Below are 14,664 nucleotides of genomic sequence, written 5' to 3' on the forward strand. Positions count from 1 at the left end.
TAAGGGGTTATTTCCCCGATAATAAATCTTTTACAATACGGATCCCTGTTTTACCATCCCATAATTCCGGAATTTCACCCTTTTTCCAGCTACCGCTATGCAATTTTGCCATAAAAGGGGCAATGTTTTCCGGAGCCGTACCCACCAGTTCGTTGGTCCCCAAAGAAATTGTTTCCGGACGTTCGGTATTATCCCGCAAGGTCATACAGGGCACCTTCATTACGGTAGTTTCCTCCGTGATGCCTCCTGAATCGGTTATGACCGCAAAAGCATGTTTCACCAGGTAATTAAATTCAAGATAACCCAATGGTTCAATCATGTAAAGATTCTTGGCCTGTATGCCGAGTTGTTTTAATATTTTGGCGGTCCGGGGATGGACGGGAAAAACTACCGGCATTCCGAGCGCGCCATGGACGACTTCGTCAATTAATGCTTTAAGCTTATTTTCTTCGTCCACATTAGCCGGACGATGTAAAGTCATGACAAAATAGGCTTTGGGCTGCAGGTTTAATTCAAACCAAATCTCCGGTTTCCGAAACCGGGCCATATGTTTTAACAGGGTGTCGATCATCGTATTGCCCACATAGCGGATTTTTTCTTCTGGATGTCCCAGACGCCTTAAATTTTCGTTGGCCACCAGGGAAGTCGTGTAAAAAATATCCGTAATCGAATCGGTAACCATGCGATTTATCTCTTCAGGCATCGAGAGGTCATAGGAACGAATGCCGCCTTCAACATGGATTACTTTCAAGCCCATTTTTTTAGCGACTATGGAACAAGCCATCGTAGAGGTGACATCTCCCACCACCAAACAACAATCGGCCAATGCTTCGGATAACAAAGCCTCATATCCAATCATGATCTTCGCTGTTTGTTCGGCCTGAGTCCCGGATCCGACCCCCAGGTTTACATGAGGGGAAGGAATGCCCAGTTCTTTAAAAAAGCTGCCCGACATCCTTTCATCGTAATGCTGGCCGGTGTGGATTAAACGGTATTTGATCCTGTCTTCAACATCCTTAAGGGCATCGATGATGGGGGCGATTTTCATGAAATTCGGCCTCGCTCCGGCGATAATATCTAACTTTATCAAACTCATTGTTTTATTTTGTTCGGAATCAGCGCTTTTGGGAAAAATTTAAACCTGCGCTTAATGGATTTCTATCCATCCTCCCTGCCGAAGGGATTCTACTGCGGCAAAGGATGCCTTGGTGGTGTTGACTATCTCTTCAAAGGGGATGATGGCGGCTCCTCCTTTTTTCTGGCGCTCTATCAATGATTTAAACTGGTTCAAATGGCCCTTGTCCTGTTTCCCGGAGGCATCGGATCCCCGCTTGAAACCGTAAGCTTTGAGTTTGCGCCAATTGTCCATCACCAGGGTGCGTTCCTGGGAATAGACCTCAACGCGTTCCTTTGCATAAGCTTTACTGCCATTTCCAAAATAATTGATGACCGCATTGGTGCCGTTTTCATATTTCAATAAAATACTGGCATTGTCCGTATTTTCCTCCGGATTCATTCCCATGGCATTCATACAAACGGCTTTGACTTTACTGCCTGACAAATAGGTGCAGAGATCTATGTAATGACACGCCTCTCCAATAATTCGCCCGCCACCTACTTCCATATCATGAACCCAAACACCTGGCGGGATAAAGCCGGCATTCATAGTGGCAACGATATTTTGGGGTAATTGATCCTCTCCCAGTAAATGTTTCATTTTTTGGGCCAAAGGTGCAAATCTCCTGTTGTAACCAACGGTTAAAGTAGCCTGTTGCTCCTGGTAAACGGAAATGATCTTCGATAATTCTGCTTCGGTCAATGCCAGGGGTTTTTCGACAAAAACACTTTTACCTGCACTGAGCGATTCGACGACCATGGAGGCATGTAAATTATGCTTAGTCGTGATAAAAACCAGATCGACTTCATCATCAAGTAAGATTTCTTTATAATCTGAAGTGGAATATTTGATGCCAAATCGTTTAGCAAGAATAGTGGACGACAGCCCGCCTAAACTTGCTATGTATTTAACATCCACCCCCAGTTTTTTCAATTGAGGCAAAACCGTCGAACTCGTGAAATTTCCAGCCCCTACAATGCCCACCACTCCTTTTTCACCTTCAAACGACCTGGAGGAAAGTTCTATGGTTGAACGAGGAGGTTCATGACTTTCATAAATAAGGAGGGTCGCTATCGCTTCGGACCCGGTCATATTGTCATAAACCGTTTTGTACTCCGACAACGGCAGCCTATGGGTTATCAATGGCTGTACATCAAGTCTTCCCGTAGAAATGGCGTTCAGTACTGCTTCAAAATTTCTTTTTTCAGTCCACCGGACAAATCCAATTGGATAATCCTGGCCTTTTGCTTCATAGGATTCATCATATCTACCGGGACCATAAGAACAGGATACCTGGAAAGTGATTTCCTTTTCATAAAAATCAGCCCGATTCAGGTTGAGTCCGATCACGCCAATGAGCACTACCCTACCCCGTTTACGGCACATCTGAGCCGATTGGGCAATGATGTCATTGCTTTTGGAAGAAGCGGTAATGATCACCCCATCCGCTCCTTCGCCTTGGGTTGCCAGGTTCACAAATTTGACAGGATCCGTGCCCTTCGACGGGTTGATGGCCAAAATGCCTTTGGATTCGGCGATTTTGAGTTTTTCAGGGTCAATATCAAAGCCGATCACATTACAGCCATTGGCCTTCAGTAACTCTGCTGTAACCAGGCCAATTAGTCCCAATCCAACAACCACGATCGTTTCGCCGAAGGTAGGTTGAAGCAACCTTATTCCCTGCAATCCGATGGCGCCAATGACTGAAAAAGCCGCTGCTTCATCCGAAACATTATCCGGTACTTTCGCCGCCAGGTTTTTGGGTACCAGTACATATTCGGCATGAGGCCCGTTGGAGGCCACGCGATCTCCTACCTTAAATTCCTCCACCCCTTTGCCAACAGCCACCACCACCCCTGCATTACAATACCCCATGGACAGCGGTTGATTTAATTTATTGAAGACAGCCTCTATGGTAGGCTTCAGCCCGTCAGTTTTAGCCTTGTCCAACACCATTTTTACCCGCTCAGGTTGCTGGCGGGCCTTTTGCAAAAAATTGGCTTTCCCGAATTCCACCAACATTCGTTCGGTCCCTAAAGAAACCAGGCTCCGGCTCGTTTTCACCAGAATATATCCTGGTTTAACCAGCGGCACCGGCACTTCCACCAAAATGGTATCTCCTTTTTTAAGGTCTTGGATGATTTGCTTCACTGATTGGTGTTTTATTTTCCCTCACTGTTAGAACGATAAATGTGTTCAATAAAATCAAATGTTTCCTGGGCCGATTTTTCCCAAGCAAACGTTTCTGCAATATGATATGCTTTTTTAGCTATTACTTCTCGTCTATTAGGATCATTTAATAATTTTTTGATTCCCAAATAAATTGAGTCTACATTAGTCGGATCCATATAATCTCCTCCATCCTTTAAAATTTCTGGCATAGGGCCGAAGTTTGAACATAAAATTGGTAACCCTGCAGACATTGCTTCTACCAAAATATTAGGCATATTTTCACAAGATGAAGCAAAAACAAATAAATCAGCCTCTTTATATTTATTAGAAATCTGATCGTAATCAACTCGCCCAATATAGTTTATAAAATCTTCAGAACCCTCAATAGATTCCTGGAATCGCATTCTGGCTGGTTCGTACATAGGGCCAATCAAGTCTAATTGAATTGGAAAATGTTCAGAACGCAACCGTTTTACAGCCTCAATTACATTCCATTGATGTTTATAAAAATTTATTATTGAAACATAAAGTAACTTAAATGGTATTGCCTCACTATAGGCCTCTATTCTATTTTGTGTTTTGGGCTTAGCTCGAAATTCATTTGATATTCCATGATAGATTACAGTGGATTTTATACTAGCCAGTCTTGGATATTTGCTTAAAATATAATTCTTAGCATAATTTGAAATAAAAATAATTCCAGCTGCACTTTCAAAAGATCGTAATTGGAGTCTTTCCAAAATAATATATCTCACCCAATTAAAGGAAATTGGGAATCGATCTCGTTCATCTTTCTCAAAAACCAACATATTTTGCGACATACTTACATATGGCCTTTTTTTTGTACTGAAAGTTCCTCCAGGCACAAAAATGATATCGGTTTTATTTAATATTTTGGGTAATCGAGTTCTTTTAAAAAATTCCTGTGTCAATAGTGAAGCAAATGGCTTCAAAAAAATAACCTTCGTTAACCATATTTTGTTAGAAATTGCATCAAGCCATTTTCCTCCGATCACTGAAATTTCAATGTTTGAAGGAGGGTTATTTTCAAGAATTTTTTTCAAATGTACCAACCCTCCACCTGCCTTTATATTTGTTGCATCTATTCCAATCTTCACTATGAAAGCATTTTTTCATTCAAACTTGGATTACTGATAGTTCGTTCTCTTTTTAATAACAAACTTATCAAAAACCAATAAACAAATTCGCCCTGAACTGACCCAATTAAGTAATTTGGCTCAAGAAAGGTAATTATCAATGTTGAAAAAAAGAGGATATAGAAAAACTTCCTTTCTTCTCTTTTCAATGTGAAATTATTTCGTATTTTTTTAAAAATTTCAATAAAGAAATATAACAAGAAAAAGAAATAAATTAATCCCCCATCAACTACATTCCTCAGCCAAATAATATGTGCATCAAGGCTTAATTCCATTTCTTCCTTTTCGCCAAAACCATATCCAAACAATGGTCTTTTTAAAAATTTTTCATAATAATACTTATCCAGATAAAGCCTTCCTGAAGAAATTTCATCCAAATTTCTTTCATATCTGTTTTTTCCTGCATTTGTGATTCTAAAATGTCTTTGAACATTTTCAGACTGAAAAGCAAATGCAATAAGTATTATCAGAAAGACTTTAAGAATAAATGACGCTCGAAAACCAATAAAAATAACAAACAAAGAGGCTAAAAGTCCTGCTCTTCCACCACTTATATATTGTGCGGAAATAATAATCAAAATAATTACAGTCTCCTTTGATATGATTTTTCTATTCGCAATTCTATACTTGTAAACAATAAAAGGAATAAATAAAAAAAGTGAGTTCGAATACCCTGTTGGATACCCTCCAAATCCTGCAGCAGAAAAACTTGAAAACCATGGTCCATTTGCCTGAAAATCCATTATTCCTGTAAAAGCGGAAAAAATACTCAGAAAACAAATTATAGCCACGGTTAGAGAGGCCCGATACAAAACATCATAATAGAATTCTTTTTTATAATTTAAAATCCAGATCACTGTAAATGGAATAAAAATATCAATTAATGCATTAAAATCCATGGACAAAACCAATCCTGGAATCATTGAAAGTAATATCAATATCAATCCAATAACAGATAGGTAATTAGATGGGTAACGAATTTTAAAATGATTTACCTCATACAAAAAAATAAAAACGTAAGTAAAATATTTAAAAAATCTTACCAGATTATTATCAATGAAAGGCAACCAATTTACTACACTTAATACAAGGTATAAAGCCAAAACACTTGCATAGAATCGACTTGGCTTCTTTCGATGAGTTAGGATAAGACTCAAAGTGATAATTCCAAATTTAAAAAAGATTGAAAAATGATTGGTTCATGCTTACTCAAGGCAAAGGTTCATTTTAATATTAGAAACAATGGTCACACATTTAAATTGCTAAAAGTTCAAGAATATTTTCTTCAAATTTTTTGGCTGTTTCTTCAGGTGAATTTTTTTGAAATAATTCCAATGATTTTTTCCCATGAAGCCCAATTAAATCAGGATTATCAATATAGAATTGCATAGCAATTGTTAAACTTTTTACTGAATTTGCTTTTACCCTAAAACCATTTTTATTTTGCTCGATTAAATGAAATGCTGCACCACACTGGTCGGTTGAGATTAAAGGTTTACTTAATGAAGCTGCCTCATTTAATACTGCCCCCCAACCATCAAACAATGTTGGCAAAATTAAAATATGAGCACTGTTTATATATTCGAGGACCTTTTTATGATTTACAGCTCCTGTAAAGTAAACCTTTGATTTTAGTTTTAAGGCATCGGTAAGTTTTTTATAATAACCATTTGAATGATCATCCCCTACTAATATCAACATCCACCCCTCCGAATTTTTAAGTCTCGAAAAAGACCTTAATAAAGGCTCAATCCCCTTATGTTTGGTTAAAGATCCTACGTAAATAAAATATTTAACCTGTTTGTTTTTTTCAATAAACGAATCAAATTTCAATGTAGGAAGATCAATTAGCGGCTTTAGTGAATAATTTAACAGTCTGATTTTCTCTGATTTCACTCCCCAAAGAATAAAATCATTATAGGCTAATGAACTTACAGCAAATGAACCTAGTCCGTATTTATTAATTTTTTTTGAATAAGAATAATAGCCTTTAATCCATAAAAAAATGGGGTAAATAAGTTTTACAAGAGAATAATTGTAGTTTAATAATTTAGAAAATGGTTTACCACTGCGTTCACTCCAATGAATCCAATTGACATCTTTCTCGATTAAAATAGCCAGTAATTCCTTTAAAAAAGGATGGGAAAAGCCCGGTACAATATGAACACATTTTTTCCAGTTGGAAATAGTTCCTAAAGCATCCATTACATTTCTATTAGGAATATAAGATTGATTTTCAGGTAATGTACTATGATTATCCCATCCCAATTTTATTCGACTCATTGATACTTTATCATAAAACCGAATTTGTAATTTTATACGATTTCGATTTCCCAGCGCTTCAAAAAATGCCTGCTGATGATGTGAAGGCATGTTCATCCAAATAACAATTGAAAAAAATTCCGATTTCTTTAAATTTAACAACCGATATTATTTTTTTGAAGACAAAAATTTTGAATTTTCAAAATAACCTCCAATTACTTTAATCATGTCAGACATGATATTTAAATAATCAAATTCATCAACATTTCTTTCATATTTAGCGGTCAAAATATTTTGGTTTTTAACAATAAATGGCATCAATTCATTCCATTCATTTATGGTAAGAAAAAACACACCTGGCTGGTTATTAAATACTTCATTTGTCACACCTCTATTCCCAATAAATATAATAGATCCCTTCGTTGCAACCTGTGAATACATTTTCAGGGGAATTACGCGTGAGTCTATTAAATCCTCCTCCGGTAAAAGTGATAGATGCACCGATGCTTTTACCATTAATTCTTCTACTCGTTCGGGGCTCACCAAACCATAATGTTTCCAAACCTTTCTATTCTCAGGAAATACTTCAATATTTGGTCCTGCAGTAACGATTTGCCAATAACTGCTCAACCCCAAAGCTTGTATTTCGGAGGCCAGCTTATTGATTTTTTTTGTTACAAATCCCTTGTATCCACCTCCACAATAAACAATCGTTCGGGCTGAATAACTTTCACCATAATTTCCCATTAAAAGCTTTTCCCTAAAAGAGGCTTTAAAACCATTTGTGAAAACAAAAATTTTATCTGAATTTTCCTTAAACTTTTGGGAAAAATCTTTAGCAACTACAGGGATGGCACAAAAAACAGCTAAAGCTTCATTAATAACTTTTTTCTCAACCAATGCTGAAAAATATTTGTGTAATTTTGTTAAATGGTTCAATCGATGACTCCCCATCCAATCATCACGAAAATCAGAAAAAAAAGGTATACCTAAAATCCGTTTACACAAAAGACCGATAATATGTAAACTATGTGGAGGGGAAGACAATAGACAAAAGTCAATTTCTTTTAATTGTCGCCTATTATTTAAAATCCGTAAAAAAACTTTAAGAGCCCAAAAAACCATTGGATCCGGTATCCCAAATAATTTACTAAAACCCTTATTAAAAAAATTTGCTTGACGATTATTTACTACATGAACAACTTCCAAACTGCTATTGGAGGTTAGCTCTTTTTTTACGGGCAGAGTTGAGGTGAAAAGCAAAATAGAATGACCTTCTCGCAATAAGGATTCAATAATCACACTTATCCTAAAAGAAGCCGCTAGCCCTGTATCAGTAACATCTGGTGCTACAATAATTATTCTCATCTTGATTTGATCAATTGAATAATTTTTCAAAATCACTTATCACCTCTTCCCATGAATAAATGGTATTGTTTGAGAAAATAGCTTCTTTTCCCGTTGGGAATGATATCAAGTCGAGCAATTGGGACAATACTCTTGGGTCAAAAAGATCCCCCACCATGTCATTTCCTGAAACCAATTCATGAAAATTTTCATTTGCCAATACGGGGGTGCCAAAGGCCTTTGCCAATAATAAAACTCCCGAGTTTAAAGTATTTATATAAGGCAAAACGAGCCGATCAGTTTGCTGAAAATAGCACTCAACTTCAGAATCTGGTATAAATCGATCATCGAAAATAATATTTTCATTTGAATTTGCATGGTCTTTAATTCCCCCACTCAAGTCTTGTTCGATGGATTTTCCAGCAATCAATAAAACCCATTTCTCCGATTTTACCTCAAGGAATGATTTTATAAACTCCATAATGCCTTTTCCTTTTCTTACATTTCCAAAAAAAAGTAGAATGCGTTTTGAGGTTGGGATCCTATATCTGTCATTTAAATTTACTTTTGTTCTTTCCTTAAAAAAATATGGCCCTTGGGGAATAAAGATAATTTTTTCGATTCCTATGTTGAGATACTTAGCAACTTTCTGAACATGAGATTTATCAAAGACTCTTATAAAATTTACTTTTCGGGCTAAATATTTAAAACAAAATCTTTCAATGACTTTATATTTTCCATCATGACGACTTAAATTATGCATGTTCCATATAATTACAATCCCTTTCTTATCAAAAGTGGCCAAATCTATTATACCCAAAATGCTTTTAATTACAGTGAAAAAAAATCTAGGGGAAGTATAAAATGAATGAACCCAATCTAATATTAACACATCAATCTGCTGATTAATCGCGTTAGAAATTGGGAAGCCCTTTTTATAAATTAATTTTTTAACATGATACCCTTTTTTTTGTAGCTCTGCTTTAAATAAAATCTGATGGGTATCACCTTTTTCCTCCTCATTCTCTACCCAGGGGTAAATTCCGATATCTTTTTTAGTCATTAAAAATAAAAAGTTCATTTAGAAAAATCATCAAAAACTGGTAAGGATTCTCCTTTCCCGCCACCGGTAAACAGGCTATCGTGATCTTTCCTTCCATTACCTGAACCAGGGCTGATAATTTAGAGAATAGTGCAATTTGCTTTTTCGCGTTCCAATAGGCTTTGCCGGGATTCCACCAACAATCGTCATGGCTTCCACGTCTTTTGTAACGACCGAATTAGTGGCAATGACCGCTCCCCTCCCCACTTTCACTCCTGGCAAAATAGTCACTCTGGAAGCAATCCAAACATAATCCTCTATGATAACATCTCCTCCCTTATCTGCATGAACATCACTGTGTACATCATGTTCCAAGGTCCAGATATTGGTTTCCTGGGCAATGTCTACGTTGTTTCCGATGACTAATTTTCCCCCACGTCCATCCAATAACACTTTTTTATTTACTACGGAATTGGATCCTATAGAAATATTTTTAGGATTGCGAAATTCCACCCCGATCAAAAAGTTCGTATTTTTTCCTACGCTGTTAAACTGCATTTTTATCAAGGCTTTCCGGAAAGCATGAAAAGGGACAAACATTAACCATTCCCGGATCAAATATTCCATGGCGCTTTTATAAACAACATAAAGACTAACTAATATTTTCTTCATGTTTTAATACTTTAAAGGTGGAAAATATAGGATACAGAGACATTAAAAAGACCAAAATAAAAAAGGCGAAATTCAAAAGGTGCAGATTTTGAACCTGCAAATATCGTGGGAGAACATATTTCAGGGCCACTGCCATGCCCACCAAGCCAAAACCGATTAAAGTACGATGATTATAAAAGTTGAATTTCTCGGAATCTGCTGTCGTTTTATACATTAAAAAGCTCGTAATACCCAATAAAAACGCATTGATGGGAATGATAAAAAACAACCCGTTTGTTTGAAAAAACCTGATCAGGAGGTATGAAAATCCTGCCGAGAGCAACTGAGCGATGACCCAGAATGAATAGAGGGATTTAGCCATCCCATGCGCCACTGCCATTTTCCGGTAAATGCTTCCCAAACTATTGATCAATATTGCCAATACATTGAATAATAAAAAAACATAGGCCAACTGAACATCTTCACTTCCAAATTTTTTACCTCCCCAAATATAATCGATAATGAGATCGCCTACCAATACGGATCCAATTATGGTGATTACATTGACATTAATCAAGCTTAGAATATTATTCGAAAAAGTCCTGGAAACCGCCTTGGCTCCATGCAATAAATTGGAATAGGCCGTAAAAAATATGGTGAGAAACGGCTGGACAAAAAGTCCGCTGATTTTATTGGCTAAATTTTGAACATATTTAAAAACTGCGAATACCCCTTCTGGTAAAAAAGAGATACTGGCCGTCAGCACAAAACTGTATATTTGAGTCGCCCCGACATACATAAAAGTGCTGCGCATGGTTTGAAAAAAAGATTGATGGTCAAATCCTTCTGTCTTTAATAAAGGCTTATATCTATATCCATTCAAAAATAACTGGTAAAAATAAAAAACGAATTCGATTATCTTTCCCAGTAAAAGGGAGACTACTAAGGCCCAAATGCCCAGGATGTCAAATAATAGGACCAGGGACAAAATATTGACCACACTATTGGTCAGGCCAAGCAATTCTGCTCTGCCAAATTTTTTCTCCGCGTTCAGGACCGTAATAAAAAAAGAATTCATCAATTGCAAATACAGGTATGGCAGTAATACCCTGAACATCAGGGTTGCCAAATTCTTGTCTGGCCGGTCAAATCCCGGGACTAAAATGTTTACGAAAAAGGGAGCGAAAATAAAAACCGCAAAAATTAACAGGCTTCCATAAATCATCATACGGTTGATCACCACATTTAAGGCATCATATCCCGAATCCTGTTTTTTTATGTTTAGCTTGTGGTATTCCGGAAGAAAAACCTCCGCCAGTTGCCCGCTTTGTGTTAAAGAGGTGACCAGGTAAACCAGGCTTTGGGCGGCGAAATAAATTTCAATAGTCCTGGACGCTCCAAAATAGCGCACCTGAAATATGGAATAAACCAAACCTAATATCGAAGCAATCAGTTTAAGTGAGAATAATTTGAGTAAAATTTTCACGGATTATTCCCAGTTGACAAAATCAATATTTTTTCCTTCCCTAATGCGAGCAAGCATATTTTTTAGCACAGGATCTTCGGCGGCCTTGTTCAGCGTTCCATAGGAATATCTTCTAAAAACGCCGTTTTCGTATAACAACGGGGTTTTATGCTGATATTTAAACATCATTATGAAAAAATATTTCCTGGCCAGGTCAATTTGGCTATCCTTTAATTTCGGATTCATCAACAAATCTTCCATAACGGAAAAATATTCCTTTCGGGAATTCACATCAAAAGTAAATCCCTTATTTCTGTAATGGGTTTCGGAAATCAAAAGTACAGGTTTCCCGGATAAGGCAAATTCCAGTCCAATGGTAGAGGTATTAACCACTCCAATATCAGAAATATCAATTACCGAAAAAGAATTAATGGCCATTTCAGGATCAATAATGGTAACGTTTTGTGGGAAATCGTTGCCGTAATATTGTCTCAGAAGATCGCCGTACCTTTCTTTGGTTCCCAATACTTTTTCAGCAGGATGAGCTCTTAGGACAACATGTACATCTTCCCTGTTTTTGTAGTGTTCAATAGTATGGGTCAGACATTCAAAAGCACTTTCAAATGCCAAATCCCGGGCCACATTGGCTGCGTCCCAGATTAAATTGGTAAAAACCGTTATTACCCTTGTATCCAAAGGGATTTTCAACATGGTCTTCAATTCTCGAATATCATTTTCCCGCTCGGAAAAATTGTAGGAATAAACGTCATTGGATTGCAGTTCCCGGTCTTTTAAATATTTTTCTACCAGGCGCTCTTCTTCAGAGGTCAGCCTTCTGTCGGAAAATCTCTCCCAGGCCTGGTCAAAGCTCCAGTCCGGAGCCACCTGGTTAAAATTAATATTAACCGTATTTTTAGTTTTTGCCCGATCGTAGGAAATGAAATCAATATTTTCTTTTTTGCAATATTCCATGACGGGCTCCCAGGTAACATATATTCCATGGGAGAACAGGACGTAATCATATTTTTTGGCGCCTGTTCTTTTGGCAATTTCGTAATAATTGACCAGCGCGGTATGCAAAAAATCCTTTCCCACCTGTAAGGCATCATCATCAAAGGTGAGGCTTTTGTAATACCTGTACATGGTTCCTTTCACCATCTCACCTATCCGAATTCCGTCCTTTTCAAAAGCAAAAATATTATCCAGATTCCCCCCCAGTGTTTCTATTTCCGCTGCTATATCCTTGTCTTTTGCATCAATAAATTCAAAATCGACTTTTGCCCTTTTAAGCAAACTCACTGCATTTTTTACACTGCGATTCCAAAACTTAATTTTTCCACTTTTTTGAATGACTTCCTTGGTGATTACCTCGTTGCTGCGAATATGTTCATCGTAAATGAGGTAATCCACCTCATAGCCTTCCCGCTTCAGCAAATGATACATTAAAATTTCGAAATAACTGATGTACATGTGACCAATCCCGGCATAAATTAATATCTTTTTGCCATTTCCAATTTCTTTACCGCTCGCAGCAAAAAACCTTTTCAATAAATAATTGGTCGTTATGGACTTATAAAAGGATTTAATTTTTTTGATCGACATATTCAGAAAAGGCATTTAGAAAAAAAAAAACTTAGATATTACCAGGCTGTCCAGCCTCCATCCACTACCAGGTTGGCTCCTGTCATATAAGAGGAGGCATCGGACATTAAGTAGAGAATTGCGCCCTGGTAATCCTCAGGAACAGCCATCCTTTTTAAAGGGGTCAGGTTGGTGTAATTGGTCAAAAACTCTTCAGACTGGTTGTTAAAGACGCCCCCGGGACTTAAACTGTTGACCCTGATATTTTTATCGGCCAGGTGAGTGGCCATGTACCGGGTCAGATTGAGTAATGCGGCCTTTGAAGTCGCATACGCTACCGGAGAATTAATCCCTGAATCTCCGTAAATATTTTTATTGGCACTGACCAATCCATAAGTGGATGAGATATTGACAATAACGCCTTTCCCGTGCTTTTCAATCAAGGGCAACGCTTTTTGGCTCATCAGAAAACTTCCCTTTAAATTAATATCGTGCACCAGATCCCAGGCCTCCTCAGGATAATGCTCAAATCCGGCAAAAAAATTGGAGGAAGTATCGAGTTTGCGCGTGTTTCCTTTAAAGTGAAAGACATTTACCAGGCCGTATATTGTTCCAAACTCCTTTTCCAATTCGCTGTAGAAATCATCGAGCCCAGCCCCGTCGGAAACATCTGCTTTTTTGATAAAAACACGTGATTTATTTTGGAGGGCAATGGCCGAAGCATCACACTTTTCCTCCGCCATTTGTGTATCTATATCCGCAATGATGATCGTGGCCCCGGCATCCAGAAGTATTTCCACAAAGGCAAATCCTATTTGACCGGCTCCTCCTGCTATGATAATGTTCCTTCCGGTCAGGTTAAATAACCGATTAACTAATTCCATTAAATTTTTACGTTTTTATGGGTGTCCGAAGATTGATGCAAAGCTAATGTTATTGATGTGTTTTCAAAAGCATGGCTTTTATCGAGGCTATGGTGAATATTCCCTTTTTCAATCAATTCAAAAAAAGATTTTAACTCATCAATATACAATTGGTTCACCTCAAAGTCTTTCAGCTCAATTTTCTTTATCTCAGATTTATGTTTTTTGACCACCAGCTCATTTTCATGCCAGTTCCAGGTAACGCTTCCTTCATCAAACAGCATCCGAATCCTTCGATCGTAATCTTTTTGAAGATAATCAAGGTGCAGTGTAACTAATTTATTGTTATAAATTAGAATACCTTCAAAAAGCTCCTCCACTTCAATATCCAGTTTATGAAGGTTTGTTTTATGAGTCATAACACTTTCAGGTTTTCCGAAAAAGTACTGCACCAAATCCAATTCATGGGTTATGGTGTTGATCACTCCACCTCCCAGCGCGTTATTGGATGCATAGGAAATTTTATAGTCTTCCCAGGGATGCCAATACGGCAAATAACTTCCAAATTCAAAGCGGGCCGAATAAACATCACCCAGTTCTCCTTCCTCAATAATTCCTTTCAATGCTTTTACCAGTGGATGAAACCGCAACATAAAGCCAATAAAAAACACCTTATCATATCCTTCCATTATGGATCGCGCCTTTTGAAGTCCTTCCTCGTTATGGATCAGAGGTTTTTCCATAAAAATATGCGCTCCGTTGCGGACAGCGATTTCGAGGCTTTCCACATGAAGGGAAGTAGGGTTACAAATAAAAACCGCCCAGGGCTGAATATGCTCCAATTCACGGTAATCCGTGAGCACTTCAACTTGAAATTTTGTTTCAAACGCGGGGTCAGCGGCTCTCTTGAGACAAAAGATATTGGAAAAACCCAACGACTGCAGGTTTTTAATGTGTCGTTGGCCAATGGATCCCCCGCCAATTATCACTATTGGTTTATCCTTCAA

12 protein-coding genes are annotated in these 14,664 nt (G+C 37.6%); all 12 read right to left on the reverse strand.

Going from position 1 to position 14,664, the window contains the following annotated elements:
• Window positions 1–7: 7 nt before the first annotated feature.
• Window positions 8–1,096 (reverse strand): UDP-N-acetylglucosamine 2-epimerase (non-hydrolyzing), encoded by a 1,089-nt coding sequence (wecB, locus tag H6571_03020; GenBank protein ID MCB9322689.1) that lies wholly within the window; start codon window positions 1,094–1,096, stop codon window positions 8–10.
• A 51-nt stretch (window positions 1,097–1,147) separates the two neighbouring features.
• Entirely contained in the window at window positions 1,148–3,268 is a 2,121-nt protein-coding gene (locus H6571_03025; protein MCB9322690.1) for a bi-domain-containing oxidoreductase, read from the reverse strand.
• Window positions 3,269–3,279: 11 nt separating this feature from the next.
• Window positions 3,280–4,407 (reverse strand): glycosyltransferase family 4 protein, encoded by a 1,128-nt coding sequence (locus tag H6571_03030; GenBank protein MCB9322691.1) that lies wholly within the window; start codon window positions 4,405–4,407, stop codon window positions 3,280–3,282.
• Entirely contained in the window at window positions 4,407–5,369 is a 963-nt protein-coding gene (locus tag H6571_03035) for an O-antigen ligase family protein (protein ID MCB9322692.1), read from the reverse strand. The genes H6571_03030 and H6571_03035 overlap by 1 nt, the downstream gene beginning before the upstream one ends.
• A 331-nt stretch (window positions 5,370–5,700) precedes the next feature.
• A complete protein-coding gene (locus H6571_03040; GenBank protein MCB9322693.1) occupies window positions 5,701–6,870 on the reverse strand; it encodes a glycosyltransferase family 4 protein in 1,170 nt (389 codons plus the stop codon).
• 6 nt (window positions 6,871–6,876) lie between these two features.
• A complete protein-coding gene (locus H6571_03045) occupies window positions 6,877–8,076 on the reverse strand; it encodes a hypothetical protein (GenBank protein MCB9322694.1) in 1,200 nt (399 codons plus the stop codon).
• A gap of 10 nt (window positions 8,077–8,086) precedes the next feature.
• Window positions 8,087–9,118 (reverse strand): glycosyltransferase, encoded by a 1,032-nt coding sequence (locus H6571_03050; protein MCB9322695.1) that lies wholly within the window; start codon window positions 9,116–9,118, stop codon window positions 8,087–8,089.
• 96 nt (window positions 9,119–9,214) lie between these two features.
• Window positions 9,215–9,769, reverse strand: a complete 555-nt coding sequence (locus H6571_03055) for an acyltransferase (GenBank protein ID MCB9322696.1) — start codon at window positions 9,767–9,769, stop codon at window positions 9,215–9,217.
• Complete coding sequence (locus tag H6571_03060) at window positions 9,750–11,234, reverse strand: hypothetical protein (protein MCB9322697.1); 1,485 nt, start codon at window positions 11,232–11,234, stop codon at window positions 9,750–9,752. The genes H6571_03055 and H6571_03060 overlap by 20 nt, the downstream gene beginning before the upstream one ends.
• Before the next feature lie 3 nt (window positions 11,235–11,237).
• The gene (locus tag H6571_03065; GenBank protein ID MCB9322698.1) at window positions 11,238–12,815 is read right to left on the reverse strand and encodes a hypothetical protein; all 1,578 of its coding nucleotides are present in this window, start codon (window positions 12,813–12,815) and stop codon (window positions 11,238–11,240) included.
• 38 nt (window positions 12,816–12,853) lie between these two features.
• The gene (locus H6571_03070) at window positions 12,854–13,678 is read right to left on the reverse strand and encodes an SDR family oxidoreductase (protein MCB9322699.1); all 825 of its coding nucleotides are present in this window, start codon (window positions 13,676–13,678) and stop codon (window positions 12,854–12,856) included.
• Window positions 13,678–14,664 carry a Gfo/Idh/MocA family oxidoreductase gene (locus H6571_03075; GenBank protein ID MCB9322700.1) on the reverse strand — a complete coding sequence of 329 codons (987 nt, stop codon included), beginning with the start codon at window positions 14,662–14,664 and terminating at the stop codon, window positions 13,678–13,680. The genes H6571_03070 and H6571_03075 overlap by 1 nt, the downstream gene beginning before the upstream one ends.

Source organism: Lewinellaceae bacterium, from assembly GCA_020636105.1.
In the GTDB taxonomy this organism is placed as follows: Bacteria; Bacteroidota; Bacteroidia; order Chitinophagales; family Saprospiraceae; genus BCD1.

Coding starts and splice junctions, on each gene's coding strand:
- wecB (MCB9322689.1), bottom strand. CDS start 1,096: ATGAGTTTGATAAAGTTAGATATTATCGCCGGAGCGAGGCCGAATTTC.
- H6571_03035 (MCB9322692.1), bottom strand. CDS start 5,369: ATGATTCCAGGATTGGTTTTGTCCATGGATTTTAATGCATTAATTGAT.
- H6571_03045 (MCB9322694.1), bottom strand. CDS start 8,076: ATGAGAATAATTATTGTAGCACCAGATGTTACTGATACAGGGCTAGCG.
- H6571_03050 (MCB9322695.1), bottom strand. CDS start 9,118: ATGACTAAAAAAGATATCGGAATTTACCCCTGGGTAGAGAATGAGGAG.
- H6571_03055 (MCB9322696.1), bottom strand. CDS start 9,769: ATGAAGAAAATATTAGTTAGTCTTTATGTTGTTTATAAAAGCGCCATG.
- H6571_03065 (MCB9322698.1), bottom strand. CDS start 12,815: ATGTCGATCAAAAAAATTAAATCCTTTTATAAGTCCATAACGACCAAT.
- H6571_03070 (MCB9322699.1), bottom strand. CDS start 13,678: ATGGAATTAGTTAATCGGTTATTTAACCTGACCGGAAGGAACATTATC.